Source organism: Streptomyces sp. NBC_00459 (assembly GCF_036013955.1).
GTDB lineage: Bacteria > Actinomycetota > Actinomycetes > Streptomycetales > Streptomycetaceae > Streptomyces.
On record NZ_CP107903.1, the window covers coordinates 8264016 to 8283468 of the forward strand.

Consider the following 19453-nt stretch of genomic DNA (forward strand, 5'->3'; position numbering starts at 1 on the left):
GGCACCGTGGCGGATCCGGTGACCGGAGGTGACGACACCTCAGTTCACCCCCTGTCGCCGGGCGATCTGCTTGGCCTGGTCGACCGCGTCGTTCCAGGCGGCGTCGGGCTTCTTGCCCTTGGCCTCGATGCTGGTCAGCTCGGCCATGAAGGGAGCCATGACCGCGGAGTCGGCGGGTGCCTCGTAGCTCACGGGGATGCTCTCGGCGGCCGGGCCGAAGACCTCGATGATCTTCTGTCCGCCGAAGAAGGCGTCGGGGCCCGTCATGGCCGGCATCGCGTACGTGGCCGGGGAGGCGGGGAAGATGGCGGCGTCGGTGAAGCTCTTGGCGTTGTTGTCCGGGCTGAGGATCCAGCTGATGATCTTGAATGCCTCTTCGGGGTTCCGGCACTGCTTGGGCAGCGTCAGATAGGAGCCGCCCTGGTTGGCCGGCCCGCCCGGCGTCGCGCAGACCCGCCAGTCGCCCTTGGTGCCCGGGGCCGCCGACTCGATGTCCAGGGCGTGCCAGGCGGCGCCGAGTTCGGTGGTCAGGCTCTTGCCGACGGCGGCGTTCCAGCTCTGGTCGTTGATCTTGGCGTCGAGGCCGAGCGTGTAGGCGCGGACCGCCGTGTCCCACGCGGCGCGGATGTGGTCCTGGTCGCCGATGAAGTGGTTGTCCTGGTCGATGAACCGCTTGGTGCCCTGGCCGACCGCGATGTTGAACACCGAGCCCATGTTGTTGACCAGGAAGGTGCCGGGCAGCGCCTTCTTCAGCTCGGAGCCGAGCGCGAAGTAGTCGTCCCAGGTCTTGGCCTCGGCCGCGACCTTGGCCGGGTCGCTGGGCAGCCCGGCCTTGTCGAACTGGTCCGCGCGGTAGAAGAGCGCCGTGGGACCGATGTCGATCGGGAACCCGATCTGCTTCCCGTCCTTGGTCTGGGCGAGCTTGGTCTTCCATGCCAGGTACTGGGACGAGAGCTTCTTGAAGCCGAGGTCGTTCAGGTCGAGGAAGCGGTCGGCGTTGGGCAGGAAGGAGGCGATGTCCTCCCCCTTGATGCCGGTGATGTCGGGGACCGAGGAGCCGCCCGCCGCGAGGGTGGTGGTGAGCTTCTGCTTGAAGTCGCCGCCGATGGAGGCGGAGGTCAGCTTGATCGTGCTGCTGAAGTGCGTCTTGGCCTCGCCGACCACCTTGTCGCTGAGGGCGCCGCCCCAGTACCACATGGTGAGGTTCTTGCCGTTCTTGGTACCGCCGGATCCCGAGTCGCCGCCACAGGCGACGGTCAGGCCGGAGGCAGCCGCGGTGAGCGCGGCGGCCTGGAGGAAGCCTCTACGAGAAAGGTCCACGAGTCACTCCTGTTTGTTCCTGTTCGTGGTACTGAGGGGCGTTTTTACTGGGAGGATCAGGGCGGCGGTGCGGGCGGGGTGACCGGGGCGTGGTGCACCGGCGGGCCGACGTCCGCCGGGATGCGGTCCGCGAGGAAGCCGTATGCCTGCTTCAGGCCGGGGTCGGTCAGCGAGCGCCACCAGTGGTCCACGCCGTACCAGCCGGGGGCGGCGAGAGCACCGCTGTGGTGCCGCACCGACAGGCCTGCGGCCAGGACGGCGAACCGCAGCCGTTCCGCCAGCGGCCAGCCGCCGAGGGAGGCGGCGACGAAGCTCGCGCCGAACACGTCCCCGGCACCCGTGGTGTCGAGGACGTCGGTGTCGAGGGCGGGGACCTCGGCGTACTCACCGGTCGTCTGGTCGACGCCGGCCGCGCCGGCCCCGCCCCGCGTGACCACCGCGACCGGTACCAGCTCGGAAAGCGTGCCGAGCGCGGCGACCGCGCTGTCGGTACGGGTGTACGCCATCGCCTCGGTCTCGTTGGGGAGGAAGGCGTGGCACAGGGCGAGCTGGTCGAGCAGGTCGGAGGACCACACCTGGGTGGGGTCCCAGCCGACGTCCGCGTAGATCTGCGTGCCGTTCGCCGCCGCCTTGGCCAGCCATCGGTGGGGCTCGGCCTCCAGGTGGACGAGGGCGGTGCGTGCCTCGGGCGGGTCGCCCAGCAGGACGTCCTGGGAGTACGGCGGCGGCTGCCCGTGGGTGATCAGGGCGCGGTCGTCGTCGTAGGCGAGCGAGACGGTGACGGGGGTGTGCCAGTCGTCCGCGGTGCGCGAGAGCGAGAGGTCGACGCCCTCCTGGCCGGCGAGGACGTCGCGGCAGTGGGTGCCGTACGCGTCGTCGCCGAAGACCGTGGCCAGGGAGGTCCTCAGACCGAACCGGGAGGCGGCCACCGCGAGGTTCGCGATCCCGCCGGGGCTGGTGCCCATCCCCGACGTCCAGATCTCCTCGCCGGGCGTCGGGGGCTTGCCCAGGCCGGTGAGGACGAGGTCGAAGAAGAGCAGCCCGGTCAGCAGCACATCGGGCCGTTCGTCGTCCACGCGTGCATCCTCTCGTCAAAACTCGTCATTTGATGACCGGAATCGTGCGCGTCTTCGGAAGATTTGGCAAGAGTCGAGCAGAAGCAAGCATAGAAATGACTGAAGATGACGAGTACTGTTCGTCGCGTGCTGGCAGAACGACGACATCAACTCATCCTGCGGGCCCTGCGCTCGGGCGGCCCCGCAGCCGTGACCGATCTCTCCGAGCAACTGGGGGTGAGCCCCGCCACCGTCCGGCGCGACCTGGTCAGACTGGAGGAGGAGGGCCTGCTCACACGTGTACACGGCGGCGCCGTGGTGGAGGAGGGCGACCAGCCCTTCGCCGAGGTCGCCGAGGTGCGCGTGGCCGAGAAGGACGCGATAGCCGCCAGGGCCGCCTCGCTCGTCGAGGACGGCCAGTCGGTGCTGCTCGACATCGGCACCACCGCCTACCGGCTGGCCCGGCAACTGCACGGCCGCCGGCTCACCGTGATCACCAGCAACCTGGTGGTCTTCGAGGAGCTGGTGGACGACGAGGGCATCGAACTGGTGCTCCTCGGCGGCATGGTCAGGCGCGAGTACCGCTCCCTGGTCGGCTTCCTCACCGAGGACAATCTGCGTCAGCTGCACGCCGACTGGGTCTTCCTGGGCACCAGCGGCGTCCGGCCCGGCGGCCAGGTGATGGACACCACGGTCGTCGAGGTGCCGGTCAAGCGAGCCATGATCAAGGCCGCCGACCGGGTCGTCCTGCTCGCCGACCGTGCCAAGTTCCCCGGCACGGGCATGGCCAAGGTCTGCGGCCCGGACGAGCTGGACATGGTGGTGACGAACGCGCCGGTGGACCCGGCGACGCAGTCCTCTCTGCAGGAGGCCGGGGTGCAGGTCATCACGGCAGGAAAGGTGCAACCTTGAAGCTGACGATTCTGGGCGGCGGCGGATTCCGCGTGCCGCTCGTGTACGGGGCGCTCCTGGGCGACCACGCCGAGGGCCGGGTGACGCGTGTCGTCCTGCACGACCTGGACGCGGGCCGCCTCTCGGCGGTCACCCGGGTCCTGGCCGAGCAGGCGGCGGGAGTGCCCGACGCCCCCGAGGTGAGCGCCACGACCGACCTCGACGAGGCGCTCACCGGCGCCGACTTCGTCTTCTCCGCGATCCGTGTCGGCGGCCTGGAGGGCCGGGCGAACGACGAGAAGGTGGCGCTGGACGAGGGTGTCCTCGGCCAGGAGACGGTCGGCGCGGGCGGCATCGCCTACGGCCTGCGCACGGTTCCGGTGGCCGAGGACATCGCGCGTCGCGTCGCGCGGGTCGCCCCCGACGCCTGGGTCATCAACTTCACCAACCCGGCGGGCCTGGTCACCGAGGCCATGTCCCGCCACCTCGGCGACCGCGTCATCGGCATCTGCGACTCCCCGGTGGGCCTCGGCCGCCGTATCGCCCGGGTGCTCGGCGCCAACCCCGGTGAGGCGTGGATCGACTACGTCGGCCTCAACCACCTGGGCTGGGTGCGCGGCCTCAGGATCAACGGCCGCGACGAACTCCCGCGGCTGCTCGCCGACCCCGACCTCCTCGGCTCCTTCGAGGAGGGCAAGCTCTTCGGCACGGACTGGCTCCAGTCCCTGGGCGCCATCCCGAACGAGTACCTGCACTACTACTACTTCAACCGCGAGGCCGTACGCGCCTACAGCGAGGCCGAGAAGACCCGCGGCGCCTTCCTGCGCGACCAGCAGGCCGGTTTCTACGACGAGATGAAGCGCCCGGACGCCGCCGCCCTCACCGCCTGGGACCGTACCCGCGCCGAGCGCGAGGCGACCTACATGGCCGAGGCCCGCGAGACGGCGGGCGCGGGCGAGCGGGACGCCGACGACCTGTCCGGGGGCTACGAGAAGGTCGCCCTCGCGCTGATGCGGGCCATCGCCCGCGACGAGCGCACCACCCTGATCCTCAACGTCCGCAACCGCGGGACGCTCTCGGTGCTCGACGCCGAGGCCGTCATCGAGGTGCCCTGCCTGGTCGACGCCAACGGCGCCCACCCCGTCACCGTCGACCCGCTGCCCGACCACGCCTCCGGCCTGGTCTGCTCGGTCAAGGCGGTCGAGCGCGAGGTGCTCGCCGCCGCCGAGTCCGGCTCCCGTACGACGGCGGTCAAGGCGTTCGCCCTGCACCCGCTCGTCGACTCCGTGAACGTGGCCCGCAGACTGGTCGATGGATACACCGCGGTCCATCCTGGTCTCGCGTACCTTAAGTAAGCGCTTTCCCGCTCACATCTGGTCTGCTCGAATCTGGTCTGGAGACTTCTCATGCACGACGAACGCCGGCGGATCGAGGAGCGCGTCCAGCGTCTCCACGACCAGCGGATCAAGGCGGCGATCTACGCGGCCACGGTTCCCTTGGAGGTCGAGGCCTGGCAGGCGCCGGGCGAGCCGGTCTCCTTCGAGGAGGCGGCGGCGGCGTCGTACACGCCCTTCGCCATGGACACCCTCTGGGGTCCGCCCTGGGGCACCACCTGGTTCCGGATGCGCGGACAGGTGCCCGCCGAGTGGGCCGGCCGGCGCGTCGAGGCGGTCATCGACCTCGGTTTCGTCGGCGACTGGCCCGGCAACCAGGCCGAGGCCCTGGTCCACCTCACCGACGGCACCCCGCTGAAGGCGGTCAACCCGCTCAACCAGTACGTGCCGATCGTCAACCCCGCCACGGGCGGCGAGGAGATCGACTACCTCGTCGAGGCGGCCTCCAACCCGGACATCCTCGCCGCCAACTTCTCCAAGATCACCCCCATGGGTGACATCCTCACCGCCGGCGACAAGCCGATCTACACCTTCCAGCGCGCCGACCTCGCCATCCTCGACGAGGAGGTCTTCCACCTCGACCTCGACGTCCAGGTGCTGCGCGAGCTGATGCTGGAGCTGGGCGAGCACGACCCGCGCCGCCACGAGATCACGCACGCCCTGGACCGCGCCCTGGACCTGCTGGACCTGGACGACGTGGCCGGTTCGGCGGCGGCGGTACGGGCGGCCCTGGCGCCCACGCTGGCCAAGCCGGCCAACGCCAGCGCCCACAAGATCTCGGGCGTCGGCCACGCGCACATCGACTCGGCGTGGCTGTGGCCGATCCGCGAGACCAAGCGCAAGACGTCCCGCACCTTCTCCAACGTGACCTCGCTGGCCGACGAGTACGAGGACTTCGTCTTCGCCTGCTCGCAGGCCCAGCAGTACGAGTGGGTGCGCGACAACTACCCCAAGGTCTGGGCCCGTATCCAGGAGTCCGTGAAGAAGGGCCAGTGGGCGCCGGTCGGCGGCATGTGGGTCGAGGCCGACGGCAACCTGCCCGGCGGCGAGGCCATGGCCCGCCAGCTCATCCACGGCAAGCGGTTCTTCATCGAGCACTTCGGCGTCGAGACCAAGGGAGTGTGGCTGCCGGACTCGTTCGGCTACACCGCCGCCTACCCGCAGCTCGCCAAGCTGGCCGGCAACGACTGGTTCCTCACCCAGAAGATCTCCTGGAACCAGACCAACAAGTTCCCCCACCACACCTTCTGGTGGGAGGGCATCGACGGCACCCGCATCTTCACGCACTTCCCGCCGGTCGACACCTACAACGCCCGCTTCAGCGGTGAGGAGATGTCCCGCGCGACGCGCAACTACCAGGAGAAGGGCGTCGCCAACCGCTCGCTGGCCCCCTTCGGCTGGGGCGACGGCGGCGGTGGCCCCACCCGCGAGATCATGGAACGGGCGCGCAGGCTCGCCGACCTGGAGGGCTCGGCGACGGTCGAGATCGAGCACCCCGACGAGTTCTTCGCCAAGGCCCGCGAGGAGTACCCCGACGCCCCGGTCTGGGTCGGCGAACTGTACCTGGAGCTGCACCGGGCCACGTACACCTCCCAGGCCCGCACGAAGCAGGGCAACCGGCGCAGCGAACACAGGCTGCGCGAGGCCGAGTTGTGGGCGACGACGGCCGCACTGCACGCGCCGGGCTACGCGTATCCGTACGAGCACCTGGACCGCCTCTGGAAGACGGTCCTGCTGCACCAGTTCCACGACATCCTGCCGGGCTCGTCCATCGCCTGGGTGCACCGTGAGGCGGAGGCCGAATACGCCCGCGTGGCCGAGGAGTTGGAGGCGATCACCGCCGAGGCGGTGGCCGCGCTCGGCGGCGGTGAGTCCCGCGCCTTCAACACCAGCCCGTACGACCGGTCCGAGGTCGTCCGCACCTCGACGGGCGTCCCGATGTACGTGGAGGTCCCGGCGAGCGGCAGCGCCCCGCTGGCCGTCGCCGAACCTCCGCAGCCGGTGACGATCTCCGACGGGCGGATCCTCGACAACGGCCTGGTACGCGTGGAGTTGGCCGAGGACGGCACGCTGGCCTCGGTCCGCGACCTGAAGGCGAACCGCGAAGTCCTCGCCGACAAGGGCAACTTGCTTCGCCTGCACACCGACCTCCCGAACTACTGGGACGCCTGGGACATCGACAAGCACTACCAGAACCGCTACACGGACCTGCTGGAGACGTCCTCCGTCACGGTGACCGACGAGGACCCGCTCCTGGGCGCCATCCGCGTGGAGCGCGAGTTCGGCAAGGGCTCGAAGATCGTCCAGACGATCACCGTGCGGGCCGGGAGCCCCCGGATCGACTTCGAGACGGAGATCGACTGGCACGAGGCCGAGAAGATCCTCAAGGCCGCCTTCCCGGTGGACATCCGCGCGGCCCACTCCAGCGCGGAGATCCAGTTCGGCCACGTCCAGCGGCCCACGCACACCAACACCACCTGGGAGTCGGCCCGCTTCGAGGTCTCCGGCCACCGCTGGGTGCACCTCGCCGAGCCCGGCTACGGCGTCGCGGTCCTCAACGACTCGACGTACGGCCACGACGTCTCCCGCACGGTCCGCGAGGACGGCGGCACGACGACCACGGTCCGGCTGTCCCTGGTGCGCGCCCCGCGCATCCCCGACCCCGGCGCCGACCAGGGCAAACACCGGTTCACGTACTCGCTGCTGCCCGGTGCGAGCATCGAGGACGCGGTCGCCGAGGGCTACTCCCTCAACCTGCCGCTGCGTGTCGCGGACGCCGCGGGCGCCCCGGAGCCGGTCGTGTGGGCGGACGGCGACGGTGTGACGATCGAGGCGGTGAAGCTCGCCGACGACGCGTCCGGCGACGTCGTCGTGCGCCTCTACGAGTCGCGCGGCGGCCGGGCGGAGGGCGCGCTGTGCACCGGGTTCCCGCTGGCGGGCGCCAGGATCACCGACCTGCTGGAGCGTCCGCTGTCCGAGGCGCGGACGGACGGTGACTCGGTGCCGGTGACACTGCGGCCGTTCGAGGTGCAGACGCTGCGGCTGACGCGCGGCTGACGGACGACGATGGGGCCCGGCCGAACGGCCGGGCCCCATCGTCACGTGTTCGCCGGTGGCTCAGCCCGTGCAGCCGACCCCCGGGAAGAGGGTCATGCGGTGGCCGTCGCCGGGGCGCCCGCGGATGCCCCCGCCGCCGCTTCCGTGACCGGCTCCTCGACGGCTGCCGGCGCCGGTACGGCGGACAGCGTGGACGTGGGCGCCGGGACCTCGTCCGCGGGTGCCGACACCGTGCGTACCGGGCGCGGTGCGGAGATCACCGCGTAGTCCTGGCCGAGGAACGGCGGCACCAGGTCGCCCGGGTCCTCACCGAGCGCCAACTGCACTGCCGCCCAAGGGGCGTTGATACCGCACAGCGAGAGCTGGTGCAGACCGCCGGCCGGACGCGTGTTGACGTCCATCAGGACCGGCCGGTCCTCGTACATCCGGAACTGGATGTTGCTCAGGTGGTGCAGCCCGAAGCCCTCGGCGATGAGCCGCGCGGGCTCCAGCCAGGCCTCGTCGAGGGTGAAGCCGCGCCGTCGGCCGTTCTTGGTGCGGCCGATCGCCATCCGGATGCGCGAGTCGGGGCCGGTGAGGCAGTCGACGGACACCTCCGGCTGCTCCAGACGGGGCATCACCAGCCAGTCGACGTCCTCGTCGGTGTTCCGCAGCACGTCGAGGACCATGTCCAACTGGACGTAGGGGGTGGGGAACCCGTTGAGGTGCGACATCGAGAAGGGGGCGCGCGTGATCACGCGGAATCCCACGCCGCCCGCGCCGGCCGCCGGCTTGAAGCACGCCTTGTGACCGTCGGCCTCCAACTGATCGACGGCGACGAGGAGTTCGTCGGCGCTGCGCACCCGCCACCACGGCGGCGTCGGAACACCGACCGCCTCGACGGCCTGGTACGCGGTCGCCTTGTCCTGGAAGACGGCCACCGCCTCGGGCGTCGGCGCGAGGAGCTTGGTGCCGACGGCCTCGAAGTCCGCGCGGTGCTCGACGATCGCGTCCTGGTGCAGGCGCGGCACGAACACGTCGATCTCACGGCGGTCGCACTGGTCGAGCGCGTACTCCACGTACGCGGCGGGGGACAGGCCCTCGGGCTCCATGGCGGCGGTGTCGGCGGCGGCCAGGACGGGAGAGTCGGCGTCCCCGTGGGTGGCGTGGATCTCGACCGCGCGGTCGCTGGGATTTCTCCGCAGCTGTTCCACGAAGAACACGTTCTCCGCGTACGTGCGGTTGAGCCAGACGCGTACGCGAGAGACCATGCAGGGCCACCTTTCAAGGTTCACGGGCACGGCGGAGCAAGGCCGAGCCCGGCCAGGGGAGAGTTGGGAACACGACAAGCCGCCCGGGTGCGAACCGGGTTTTGGCGGAAGTGTTGAGGCGATCATAAGGCTCCGCAGACCCTGTTCCTGCTACGCGCGTGTTACGGAATTGACAGCAGTACCCCGTGTGTTGTCTTGCGCACCCCCAGTGGCCGCCTGTAATGATCTTCGGCCCGCCCGGTGAGCTGCGCCGGAGGGGCGGAAGGAGGGCCGGGAGCCGTACTTGTCCGGCTGTCGGGGATGTGTTCTTGTTGGTCCGAACGTGCGCCCGCGAGGGCGGAGTTCGGACGCGGAAGGGGCTGGGGTGGAGACGACGGCCGGTGGTGCCGGACAGCTGCTGGCGATCAGTGATCTGCACATCGGCTACGCGGAGAACCGCGCCCTGGTCGAACAGATGCGCCCGGAGACGGACGACGACTGGCTTCTGGTCGCCGGCGACGTGTCGGAGTCGGTGGCCGACATCCGCTGGGTCCTCGAAACCCTCGCCGGCCGCTTCCGCAAGGTGATCTGGGCACCCGGCAACCACGAGCTGTGGACCCACCCCAAGGACCCGGTCACCCTGCGCGGAGTCGCCCGCTACGAACACCTGGTCGACCTGTGCCGCGAGCTGGGTGTGACGACGCCCGAGGATCCGTACCCCGTGTGGGAGGGCCCCGGTGGCCCCGTCGCCGTCGCGCCGCTCTTCCTCCTCTACGACTACTCCTTCCTGCCGCAGGGCTGCGCGACCAAGGAGGAGGGGCTCGCGTACGCGCAGAGCACGGGCATCGTCTGCACCGACGAGTACCTCCTGCACCCGGACCCCTACCCGACCCGTGAGGCCTGGTGCCGGGCCCGGGTGGCCCGGACGGAGCGGCGGCTGGCCGAGCTGCCCGAGGACCTGCCGACGGTGCTCGTCAACCACTATCCGCTGGACCGGCATCCGACGGACGTGCTGTGGCACCCCGAGTTCGCCATGTGGTGCGGCACCACGCTGACCGCCGACTGGCACCGCCGGTTCCGTGTCACGACCATGGTCTACGGTCATCTGCACATCCCTCGGACCACCTGGCACGAGGGCGTCCGCTTCGAAGAAGTGTCAGTGGGCTACCCCCGCGAATGGCGGAAACGCCCGGGAGATCCGGGAAGGCTGCGCCGCATACTGCCGATGGAGGTCGGACCCGGTGATCGAGGAGCTGCTTCCGGCCACGGTGGTGGCCGTGGAAACGTACGGTGACGAGACGGCCGACGGAGAGTACGGCGCCGGCGGGCTCGGCGTCGCGACGCTGTACCCCGAGGAACAGGAGCTCGTGAGCCGGGCGGTGCCCAAGCGCGTCCGCGAGTTCACCCTCGTCCGTGTGTGTGCCCGCCGGGCCATGGAGAAGCTCGGCGTGTCGCCGCAGCCCGTGCTGCCCGGTGAGCGGGGCGCCCCGCGGTGGCCGGCCGGCCTGGTCGGCAGCATGACCCACTGCGAGGGCTACTGCGCCGCCGCACTGGTCCGCGCCACCGACCTGGCCTCGATCGGCATCGACGCCGAACCGCACGAGCCGCTGCCCGAGGGCGTCCTCGGCTCCGTGTCGCTGCCCACGGAACTGGCGCACCTGCGCGCACTGACGGCGGACGGCCCCGGCACGCACGGACACCGTGTGCACTGGGACCGGCTGCTGTTCAGCGCCAAGGAATCGGTCTACAAGGCGTGGTTCCCGCTCACCGGCAAGTGGCTGGACTTCAGTGAGGCCGACATCGAGTTCACCGCCGGTCCCGGCCCGCACCCGAGCGGCACCTTCCGGGCCCGTCTGCTGGTGCCCGGACCGGTCGTCGACGGCCGGGAACTCCGGTACTTCGACGGGCGCTGGACCGTGCGGCACGGGCTGCTGGCGACGGCGGTCAGTGTGTCGCACCGGCCTGTCTGAGCAACCGGAAGAACCTCTCCTCGGTGCCCGTCAGACCGGCCTCCGCCAGGGCCGCCTCCGCCTCGGCGAGGACGGCGGGCGGCACGACGGGCGGTCGGTGGCTGCCCGGCGGTACGTCGAAGGCTGCGCGGACGGTGTGCAGCAGCCGCAAGTAGGCCTGTACGGCGGCGCGCTCACGGTCGGTCAGTACGGCGGTCGGCATCGGACGGCTCTCCCCATGTCGGCGTCATCTCTGCTCATGCCTGCACCTCCCAGCTTGCCGCCCGCCACTGACAATCCCGTCGCGGTCCACGTCGATTCGCTCGGTTAGCGGACGCGAAACCTCCTCGAAACGCCTTGTGGGAATGGGGTTCTACGCTGAAGGGGAAGCGTTTTCGGCAAGAAGCTCGGGGCACAGGAAGCGGGGAGGCGAGCGGTGTGACGGACATCCCGCGGCACGGACCGGCACGCGCCGTACGGCTGCGACCGGTCGGCGACGGTGAACTGGAACTGCGCTACCGCGTCGTGCACGGCTACCGCCGGGCCTTCCGCATGGCCGGCGAGGGTCCCGCCCTCGTACTGATCCACGGCATCGGGGACTCCTCGGCGACCTGGGCCGAGCTGATCCCGGACCTCGCCCGCAGCCACACGGTGATCGCCCCCGACCTGCTGGGCCACGGTGCCTCCGACAAGCCGCGCGCGGACTACTCGGTGGCCGCCTACGCCAACGGTGTGCGCGATCTGCTGACCACTCTCGGCATCGAGTCCGCGACGCTCGTCGGACACTCCCTCGGCGGCGGGGTGGCCATGCAGTTCGCCTACCAGTTCCCCGAGCGCACCGAGCGGCTCATCCTGGTCAGTGCGGGCGGCGTGGGCCGCGAGGTCAACCCTGTCCTGCGCGCGGTCTCACTGCCCGGCGCCCATCTCGCGCTCTCCGCACTGCGGTTGCCCGGAATGCGGCTCCAAGTAGGGCTCGTAGTGGGGCTGATGAAGCTGCTGGACACCGATCTTGGGCGGGACGCACCCGAGTTGCTGACTCTGGTCGACGCGTTGCCCGACGAGACCTCGCGCAACGCCTTCATCCGTACGTTGCGCGCGGTGGTCGACTGGCGGGGGCAGGTGGTGACCATGCTCGACCGGTGCTACCTCACCGAGGGCATGCCGACGATGCTGCTGTGGGGGGACCGGGACAGCGTGGTGCCGGTGCGGCACGCGTACGGGGCGCACGAGGCGATGCCGGGGAGCCGGCTGGAGATTTTCGAGGGGGCGGGGCATTTCCCGTTCCACAGCGACCCGACGCGGTTCGTGGCGCTGGTGGAGGAGTTCACGGGGGGAAGCGCGCCGGCCGACTGGAGCCGGGAGCACTGGCGCGAGTTGTTGATCGACGGGCGGCCGGGGCAGGTGGTGGAACAGGCGTTGCGTGAGGTCAGTGAGCGCAGCGCGACCTAGATTTCGGCTGCGGCGCCGTCCTGGCTCGTCGCGCAGTTCCCCGCGCCCCGACAACGGCGGCGCAGCCTCTACTGCCGGGCCACCGCTCCTTCTCGTACCGCCGCGACCACCGGGGACCGGCGCAGGGCGTGGGACATGGCCACCAGGTCGCGCGGGCCCTCGGCCGGCGACGGGGGGCCGTCGTTCTCTGCCGCCGCCGCGCTGATGACCGTGCCCTCGGGATCTGCCGCGCGGGCCCGTAAGGCCGCTGTCACCATGGCCGCGTCCGCCTCGGCCCGCGCGGCCTCGGGGGAGGAGCCCGCGGTGCGGGCCGCGTCGTAGGCCCTTGCCCGGACGGTCGGGTCGAAGTACGGGTACAGGCTGAGCATGCCGTCGTGGATGTCGGACTCCCGTTGGGTGACCTGGAGTTCGGCCGGGGACCACCAGGCGATCCTGACCGCGCGGTCGCCGTGGTCCGACAAGGGGGCGAGCTCCCGCCACAGCGGGCTGAGACGGCGGTACGTCGACCAGGTGGTCCACACGTCCCCGACGCGCTGGAAGGCCAGCGGGATGCAGAAGCCGGCCGCGGTGACGACCTCGGCCGCGGCGGCCATCGCGGGGGCGACATAGGTGCTCAGATGGTCGAGGTTCTCGCCGTTCCAGCGGGCGACGACGGCCGTCAGCTTGGTGGCCGCGAAGGCGATGTTGCAGAAGAAGCCGGCCACGATGACGAGCAGACCGACCCGCAGCCAGCCGTGCACCTGCAGCGCCCACGGCCAGCACACCATGTTCATCGCGATGTTCGAGACCGTGAGCGCGACGAGATACAGCACGATCATCTCGCGGATGAAGGGCGTGTTGGCGTAGTGCGTGTCGAAGTCGCGCAGGCGCTGTTCGGGCGCGTCCCCGAGGGCGAACAGGACGCCCGTCGCCACGATCACCACCGCGTAACCGGCGATCCAGCGGCGCGAGGCGCGCCGGGTGGCCTCGGGCGGACCGCCGCGCCAGTTGATGATCAGCACCAGACAGGAGGCGCTGAAGGCGCTCAGCAGGCAGTACACGAGCGGCGCCGAGAAGTTCGGGACGGCGGTGACGCGGTTGACCCACGCGATGGTCGGCGGGGCCGCGAAGAAGAACACCAGCACGGACAGCAGGAGCAGCGCGTACACCGACCGCAGCAGCGGATCGCGCCAGGCGCGCAGCACCGCCCGGCCCTTGAGGAGAAGGACGATCACCATCGCGGCGGACGGCACGTAGTAGCTGGAGTCGTTCACGGCGGGCGCCGCCTCAGCTCTGCGGCCCGCGATAGCCCAGGGAGGCCTCGATCCGGCCCGCGAGCTGGTCGCGCCGGACCGGCCGGCGCGCCGAACCGGCGAGCCACGTACGGCACTTGCTGGCCAGCAGCAGGCCGAAGCTCTCGGCTTCGCGCTCGTCGGCGAGGTCGGAGCGGGTGCGGGCGGCCACCTTGCGGACCGTGTCCTGGAGGTCCGCGGTGTCGCTGAGCAGCCGGGCGGCGACCGCGGCGCCCTCGACGTGGTGGCCGCAGTGCCCGGCCTGCATGTGCCACAGTTCGTGCCCCAGGATCACCAACTGGTGGTCGGGCGCGGTGCGTTCCTCGACCACGATCAGGTCCTGCTCGGCCATGTCGAGCCACAGTCCGCTGGCCGTGCCGGGTGGGAAGGGAGCCGCGCGGAACACGACGGGACGGCCGCGGCGCCTGCTCATGGCGTCGCACAGCGCGGCATAGAGGTCGGCGGGTTCCGCCGGCGCCGGGAGCCTCAGCTCGGTCACCAACTCGCCGCACAGGCGGCGCATTTCCTTGCCGATGTTCACAGTCATCCCTCGGATCACGACTCCGGCCGCTTGACGCTCTCCAGGAGCATGTCCAGCCATTCGGCGACCTTGTCGCGGTGCTGGTCGGAGGGCAGCTGCGCGGCCCGCCAGGCGATTCCGCGGACGCCGTGGTCCTGCAGCAGCCGTTCCAGCGGGTCGTCGGCGGCTTTCGCCGCCTCGCGCTCACGGTCGGCGAGTTGCTGGAGAAGCTCCTGTTCACAGCGCTGGAGGGCGCCCGCGAGCGCCTCGGGGTCGGCCGCGGTGAGAAAACCCGCGTGCACTCTGAAGAAGCGCTGGATGGCGTCGCAGTGCTCCATGGTGGGGCGCCGGTCGCCGTTGATGAGGGCGCCCGCCTGCTGGCGCGACATGCCGGCCCCGTCGGCGATCTCCTGCTGCGTGTACTTGCGGCCGTTCGGTTTGAGCCGGGTACGGCGCAGCAGGCCCAGCCGCTGAAGGAAACGGGCCTGGAGATCGGGTTCGCCGGCGCTCTGCCCGCTCAGCAGTGCCTTGACGACGCTCTCCGGGACGCCGGACGCGGCGGAGAGCCGCCCGGTGTGGAAGACCTCGGCGTGCGACACGCCCAGCCGGTCCGCGAGTGCGGTGACCCGGGCCACGACGGCGGACAGCAGAACCGTCGCCGTGGCGCCCGGAACCTCGTAGCCATCCGTCACCGACAGGTCTCCTACCGTCTTCTGGATCTTCGAGTCTCTGGATCTCTGTGACTGTGCGTACATCTGTCACGTCCTCGTCCACGGCTTCGTCGGTTGCCGTGAACTGCCCGGAGAGAGTAGCGGGTTGTTCGAACTGACATCCAGCTCTCGCCACAGCTGTGGCCAGATTCAGCCGTCAACAGGCATGAAATGCCACGATAGTTGACACGGCTCGTCCCAGGGCAGCAGGATCAGGGCGCCGCGTGAAGGCCGCATAGGCAAGAGGGGTGACCTCCCGATGGCATTTCAGGCAGGAGGGCAGCGGCCGGCGCCGCGGCCCGTCCCCGAGGGGCCCGAGGCCCAGGCGTACCTGCGGGACTACGCCACGCTTCTGGAGGCCGTGACCTTCCCGTCCGTGGTCCTCGACCACCGCTGGGACGTGGTTCTCTCCAACACCGGGTTCGAGACACTTTTCCGCGCCGTCGGCCCGCATCCCACGGCCATGCCCGGCGACAACTTCCTCCGTTTCGTCCTCTTCCATCCGGACGCGGGCACGGTCCTCGGCGAGCACGAGTCGAGCTGGTGCCTGCCGATGCTGGCGCACTTCGCCGCCGCCATGGAGCGGCACGCCCAGGACCGCGGCCTCCAGGCCATCCGCCGGGACATCGCCCAGGACCCGATCATGGAGGCCGCCTACCGGCAGGGCCTGCCGCACTGGATCCGGGCGGTCGGCGCGGAGGCCGTCCAGCACGACGGGGCCGTACGCCCGCTGCTGCACCCCGACCCGCGCTGGGGTGCCACCGAGTGCCGCGTCGTGGGCGAGACCCCCAAGTCCCTTGAGGACATGGGCTATACGAGGCTGACGCTGGTGTTCCGCGAGACGCGGCGCCCGGCGGACGCCCCGCGCGGACCACGCCGCCCGAGGCGCTCGGCGAGCCACCTGAGTGTGGTGCCGGCCCCGGAGGCGTGAGACGGGACCTGGCCCCGGAACCCTCGGCGTTCAGGTCGTCGAGGGCACCGGGGCCACCGCCCTTTCACCGTCTCAGGTCCCGCCTTCCGTCCTGTCCCCGATCCTGTCCGCCGGGTCCGGCGCCGGTGTTCCGCGCTTGGCCGCCTGGATCTGCTCGTACACATGCGTGCGCAGTTCGGCGAAGCGCGGGGCGACCCGGGTGTGCAACTGGTCGCGCTCGTCCGGCAGATCGATCTTCAGCTCCTCCTTGACGACGGTCGGGGACGCGGACAGGACGATCACCCGCTGACCGAGGTACACCGCCTCGTCGATGTCGTGCGTGACGAACAGGATCGTCATCCCGCGCTCCCGCCACAGGCCCCGCACGAGGTCCTCCAGATCGGCGCGCGTCTGGGCGTCGACCGCGGCGAACGGCTCGTCCATCAGCAGCACGTCGGGCTCGTAGGCGAGCGCGCGGGCGATCGCGACCCGCTGCTGCATACCGCCGGACAGTTGCCAGGGGTAGGCCCCGGCGGCGTCCGCGAGGCCCACCGAGTGCAGCGCGTCCGCGACCAGTTCGCGGCGGCGCGCCTTGGTCAGGTTCTTCTGCCTGAGCGGGAGTTCGACGTTGTCGCCGACGCGCATCCAGGGGAAGAGGCTGCGGCCGTACTCCTGGAAGACGAACGCCATCCCGGGCGGTGGGCCGTCCACCACCCGCCCCGCGAGCGTCACTCGGCCCGCCGTCGGCGCCAGGAGACCGCCCATGCACTTCAGCAGCGTCGTCTTGCCGCACCCCGACGGCCCGACCAGACACACGAGTTCGCCTGTCTCGACGGTGAAGGTGAGGTCCCGCACCGCCTCGACCCGGCGGCCCGAACCCTCGTAGAGCTTGTTGAGGCCGGATACATCGAGAAGCGAGCCCATGGACCGCCCTTTCACGTTCACGAGGTTCACGGCGACCGCCGGGCCGAGGCACGCAGGCCGTGGTACCAGCCGAGCACGCGCCGCTCGACCAGCTGGAAGACGACGGACAGGACGAAGCCCAGCAGCCCCAGGACGAGGATCCCGGTCCACATGTCGGGTATGGCGAAGCCGCGTTGGAACTGCACGACGGTGAACCCGAGCCCGTTGCTGGCGGCGAACATCTCGCTGATGACCATCAGGATGATCGCGACGGACAGCGCCTGGCGCAGCCCCGCGAAGATCTGCGGGCTCGCCGAGCGCAGCACCACGTTACGCAGCCGGGCGGCGCCCGTGATCCGGTACGAACGTGCCGTCTCGGCCATCACCGGGTCGACAGCGCGCACCCCCTCGACGGTGTTGAGGAGGACCGGCCAGACGCAGCCGCTCGCGATCACCGTGATCTTCATGGTGTCGTCGATGCCCGCGAACAGCATGATGACGGGGATCAGCACCGGCGCCGGGATCGCCCGCAGGAACTCCAGCACCGGTTCGCACAGGGCCCGCACCCGCCGGTAGGACCCGATGACCGTGCCGAGGACCACACCGAGGACGGCCGCCACCGCGTACCCGGCGGACAGCCGCCACACGCTGGGCAGCACGTCGGCGCGCAGCCGCTCTGCGGTCCAGACGTCGGGGAAGGTCGTGAGGATCGTCCGCAGGGGCGGCCAGAAGGGGTTCGTGCTGCCGTCCGAGGCCAGCCACCAGAGCCCGAGCAGGACGAGGGGCAGGGTGACCACGAAGAGCAGGCGGAGCAGGATCCGCCTCACACCGTCACCTCCCCGCGCACCGACTGGTGCCAGGCCAGCGCCCGCCGTTCCACCGTACGGGCGCCCACGTTGATGACCAGGCCGAGCAGCCCCGTGACCACGATGAGCGCGTACATCTCCGGCACCGCCTGCGAGTTCTGGGCGACGGCGATGCGCGCGCCCAACCCCGGTGCGCCGATGACCAGTTCGGCGGTGACCGTGAGGATCAGCGCCACGGCAGCGGCGAGGCGCACCCCCGTCATGACGTACGGCAGGGCGGTCGGCCACAGCACATGGCGGATCCGTGCCCAGGTGCCGAGACCGTACGAGCGGGCCGTCTCGTCCGCGACCGGGTCGAGGTCCTGGATGCCGTGGAGGACCTGGACGAGCACCTGCCAGAAGGCCGCGTAGACGACGAGGAGGAGGACCGAGCGCAGTTCGCTGCCGTACAGGAGGACGGCGAGCGGGATCAGCGCGACCGACGGGATCGGGCGCAGGAACTCGATCGTCGACGCCGTGGCCTCGCGCAGATACGGCACGACCGACACGACGACCCCGACGACGATGCCGGCGCCCACCGCGACCGCCAGCCCCAGCGCCCAGCCGGTGAGCGTGTCGCCGAGCGCCGTCCAGAACGTGTCGTCGGACAGTTCGTCGCCGAGGGCGCCGGCGATCCGGGCGACGGGCGGGAAGTACGCCTCCTTGACGAGACCGAGCCGCGGCACCGCCTCGCCCAGGGCGAGGAAAACCGCGAGCCCGGTCGCGCCGAGCAAGGCGTTCGCCCCCCTCACGGCAGCAGCTTGTCCAGGTCGGGGGACTGTTTGAAGAGACCGTCCGCCTCACCCAGCTTCTCCAGTGCCTCGATCGAGGCGCGGTTCGCCTCGGCCGGCCACTTCGGCAGGGTCACCTTCGCCAGCACGTCCGCCGGGATCTTGGTGTACGTCGTCACGGCCTGGCGGGCCTCGTCCGGGTGGGCGTCGGCGTACGCGAGGGACTCGGCGGTCGCCTCCTGGAACTTCTTCACCAACTCCGGGTTCTGCTGGGCGTACCGGGTCGAGGTGAAGTACATCGCGACGGTGCAGTCGGGCGCGACGTCCACCAGCGGCGAGGCGATCTCACGGCCGCCCTGGCTCTTGACGGTCGCGAGGGCAGGCTCGACGACCTGGGCCGCGTCGATCTGACCGCTGTCGAGGGCGGCGGGCATCTGGTCGAAGGCCAGCTCGACGAACGTCACCTTGTCCGGGTCGCCGCCCGCCTTGCGCACCGACTCGCGCACCGACGTCTCGTTGATGTTCTTCAGGGTGTTGACGGCGACCTTCTTGCCCTCCAGCTCCTTCGCCGACTTGATCGGACTGTCCTTCTTCACGGTGAGGGCGCTGAAGTCCTTGCCCTGCACGCCGGTCGACGCGATGCCGTTGGCGACTGCCTTGACGGGCACGCTGTTGGACTGGGCGATCATCAGCGACGTCACGTTGCTGAAGCCGAACTGGAACTGCCCGCTGACGACACCCGGCACGATCGCCGCGCCGCCCTGCGCGAGGGTCAGGGACAGCTTGAGCCCGCGCTCGCTGAAGAAGCCCTTCTGCTGGCCGAGATAGAGAGGCGCGACATCGACGATGGGGATGATGCCGACCTTGAGAGTGGTGGTGCCGCCGGACGGCGTGGTGCCGCCCGACGAACCGGAACCGCCCGACGAACCACAGGCCGTCGCGGTGACCAGGAGCGTGACGGCCGTGAGACCGGTGAACAGACGACGCAAGACTCCTCCTGTGGGACCGATCGAGGTACTCCGACAGGTTGTGCCAGGTGGTGGCGAGTTGTGCGCGGACAGCACAGACGTGCTCAGTTGTTCTCAGGCGTTCTCAGCGGGAACGTAAAGCCCCGGGTGAAGCAGGGTCAATGCCTTTGCCCTGTGAGTCGCCGCCCCGGTGCGGACCGGGACGGCGAGATGGTGGCTCTCACGGTGGCGCTAGACGAGTCATTCCGATG

18 protein-coding genes are annotated in these 19453 nt (G+C 70.5%); 7 read left to right on the forward strand and 11 right to left on the reverse strand.

Annotated elements, in window-relative coordinates; genetic code table 11:
• Window positions 1-39 precede the first annotated feature (39 nt).
• Together OHN74_RS36410 and OHN74_RS36415 are read right to left on the reverse strand one after the other, a co-directional pair.
• Window positions 40-1320 carry an ABC transporter substrate-binding protein gene (locus OHN74_RS36410; protein ID WP_327698820.1) on the reverse strand — a complete coding sequence of 427 codons (1281 nt, stop codon included), beginning with the start codon at window positions 1318-1320 and terminating at the stop codon, window positions 40-42.
• Window positions 1321-1376: 56 nt separating this feature from the next.
• The gene (locus OHN74_RS36415; protein WP_327698821.1) at window positions 1377-2396 is read right to left on the reverse strand and encodes a carbohydrate kinase family protein; all 1020 of its coding nucleotides are present in this window, start codon (window positions 2394-2396) and stop codon (window positions 1377-1379) included.
• A 126-nt stretch (window positions 2397-2522) separates the two neighbouring features.
• On the opposite strand from OHN74_RS36415, the gene OHN74_RS36420 reads away from it, so the two are divergent.
• From OHN74_RS36420 to OHN74_RS36430, 3 genes are read left to right on the forward strand one after another with little or no spacing between them, the layout of a single operon-like run.
• Window positions 2523-3287 carry a DeoR/GlpR family DNA-binding transcription regulator gene (locus OHN74_RS36420; protein WP_327698822.1) on the forward strand — a complete coding sequence of 255 codons (765 nt, stop codon included), beginning with the start codon at window positions 2523-2525 and terminating at the stop codon, window positions 3285-3287.
• Window positions 3284-4621 (forward strand): 6-phospho-beta-glucosidase, encoded by a 1338-nt coding sequence (locus tag OHN74_RS36425; RefSeq protein ID WP_327698823.1) that lies wholly within the window; start codon window positions 3284-3286, stop codon window positions 4619-4621. Before OHN74_RS36420 ends, OHN74_RS36425 begins: the two co-directional genes overlap by 4 nt.
• 51 nt (window positions 4622-4672) lie before the next feature.
• Window positions 4673-7717 (forward strand): alpha-mannosidase, encoded by a 3045-nt coding sequence (locus tag OHN74_RS36430; protein ID WP_327698824.1) that lies wholly within the window; start codon window positions 4673-4675, stop codon window positions 7715-7717.
• A 92-nt stretch (window positions 7718-7809) separates the two neighbouring features.
• On the opposite strand, the gene OHN74_RS36435 is transcribed toward OHN74_RS36430, so the two are convergent.
• On the reverse strand, window positions 7810-8967 hold the full coding sequence (locus OHN74_RS36435) for an ATP-grasp domain-containing protein (protein WP_327698825.1): 1158 nt from the start codon (window positions 8965-8967) through the stop codon (window positions 7810-7812).
• Window positions 8968-9331: 364 nt separating this feature from the next.
• On the opposite strand from OHN74_RS36435, the gene OHN74_RS36440 reads away from it, so the two are divergent.
• Together OHN74_RS36440 and OHN74_RS36445 are read left to right on the forward strand one after the other, a co-directional pair.
• Window positions 9332-10240, forward strand: a complete 909-nt coding sequence (locus tag OHN74_RS36440; RefSeq protein ID WP_327698826.1) for a metallophosphoesterase family protein — start codon at window positions 9332-9334, stop codon at window positions 10238-10240.
• Window positions 10188-10916 (forward strand): 4'-phosphopantetheinyl transferase family protein, encoded by a 729-nt coding sequence (locus OHN74_RS36445; protein WP_327698827.1) that lies wholly within the window; start codon window positions 10188-10190, stop codon window positions 10914-10916. The genes OHN74_RS36440 and OHN74_RS36445 overlap by 53 nt, the downstream gene beginning before the upstream one ends.
• On the opposite strand, the gene OHN74_RS36450 is transcribed toward OHN74_RS36445, so the two are convergent.
• Complete coding sequence (locus OHN74_RS36450) at window positions 10891-11118, reverse strand: hypothetical protein (RefSeq protein WP_327698828.1); 228 nt, start codon at window positions 11116-11118, stop codon at window positions 10891-10893. The two genes, OHN74_RS36445 and OHN74_RS36450, sit on opposite strands and share 26 nt — an antisense overlap.
• Window positions 11119-11333: 215 nt before the next feature.
• Here OHN74_RS36450 and OHN74_RS36455 point away from each other — a divergent pair, with 215 nt between their 5' ends.
• The gene (locus tag OHN74_RS36455; RefSeq protein WP_327698829.1) at window positions 11334-12344 is read left to right on the forward strand and encodes an alpha/beta fold hydrolase; all 1011 of its coding nucleotides are present in this window, start codon (window positions 11334-11336) and stop codon (window positions 12342-12344) included.
• A 68-nt stretch (window positions 12345-12412) separates the two neighbouring features.
• Here the strand turns inward: OHN74_RS36455 and OHN74_RS36460 are convergent, their stop codons facing one another.
• Genes OHN74_RS36460 through OHN74_RS36470 form a run of 3 tightly spaced genes read right to left on the reverse strand, consistent with a single transcriptional unit; the run spans window position 12413 to window position 14827 of the window.
• Complete coding sequence (locus OHN74_RS36460) at window positions 12413-13597, reverse strand: MAB_1171c family putative transporter (protein ID WP_327698830.1); 1185 nt, start codon at window positions 13595-13597, stop codon at window positions 12413-12415.
• Window positions 13598-13610: 13 nt separating this feature from the next.
• Complete coding sequence (locus tag OHN74_RS36465; protein ID WP_327700393.1) at window positions 13611-14138, reverse strand: toxin-antitoxin system, toxin component; 528 nt, start codon at window positions 14136-14138, stop codon at window positions 13611-13613.
• A 32-nt stretch (window positions 14139-14170) separates the two neighbouring features.
• Window positions 14171-14827 carry a helix-turn-helix domain-containing protein gene (locus OHN74_RS36470; RefSeq protein ID WP_327698831.1) on the reverse strand — a complete coding sequence of 219 codons (657 nt, stop codon included), beginning with the start codon at window positions 14825-14827 and terminating at the stop codon, window positions 14171-14173.
• A 277-nt stretch (window positions 14828-15104) separates the two neighbouring features.
• On the opposite strand from OHN74_RS36470, the gene OHN74_RS36475 reads away from it, so the two are divergent.
• Entirely contained in the window at window positions 15105-15776 is a 672-nt protein-coding gene (locus OHN74_RS36475) for an MmyB family transcriptional regulator (protein ID WP_327698832.1), read from the forward strand.
• Between the two features lie 72 nt (window positions 15777-15848).
• On the opposite strand, the gene OHN74_RS36480 is transcribed toward OHN74_RS36475, so the two are convergent.
• The 4 genes from OHN74_RS36480 to OHN74_RS36495 are packed head-to-tail and all read right to left on the reverse strand — an operon-like array spanning window position 15849 to window position 19223.
• A complete protein-coding gene (locus OHN74_RS36480) occupies window positions 15849-16679 on the reverse strand; it encodes an ABC transporter ATP-binding protein (RefSeq protein WP_327698833.1) in 831 nt (276 codons plus the stop codon).
• 26 nt (window positions 16680-16705) lie between these two features.
• Window positions 16706-17485 carry an ABC transporter permease gene (locus tag OHN74_RS36485; protein ID WP_327698834.1) on the reverse strand — a complete coding sequence of 260 codons (780 nt, stop codon included), beginning with the start codon at window positions 17483-17485 and terminating at the stop codon, window positions 16706-16708.
• The gene (locus OHN74_RS36490; protein ID WP_327698835.1) at window positions 17482-18255 is read right to left on the reverse strand and encodes an ABC transporter permease; all 774 of its coding nucleotides are present in this window, start codon (window positions 18253-18255) and stop codon (window positions 17482-17484) included. The genes OHN74_RS36485 and OHN74_RS36490 overlap by 4 nt, the downstream gene beginning before the upstream one ends.
• Window positions 18252-19223: an ABC transporter substrate-binding protein gene (locus OHN74_RS36495; RefSeq protein WP_327698836.1), complete on the reverse strand. Its 972-nt coding sequence runs from the start codon at window positions 19221-19223 to the stop codon at window positions 18252-18254. Before OHN74_RS36495 ends, OHN74_RS36490 begins: the two co-directional genes overlap by 4 nt.
• Window positions 19224-19453: the final 230 nt, after the last annotated feature.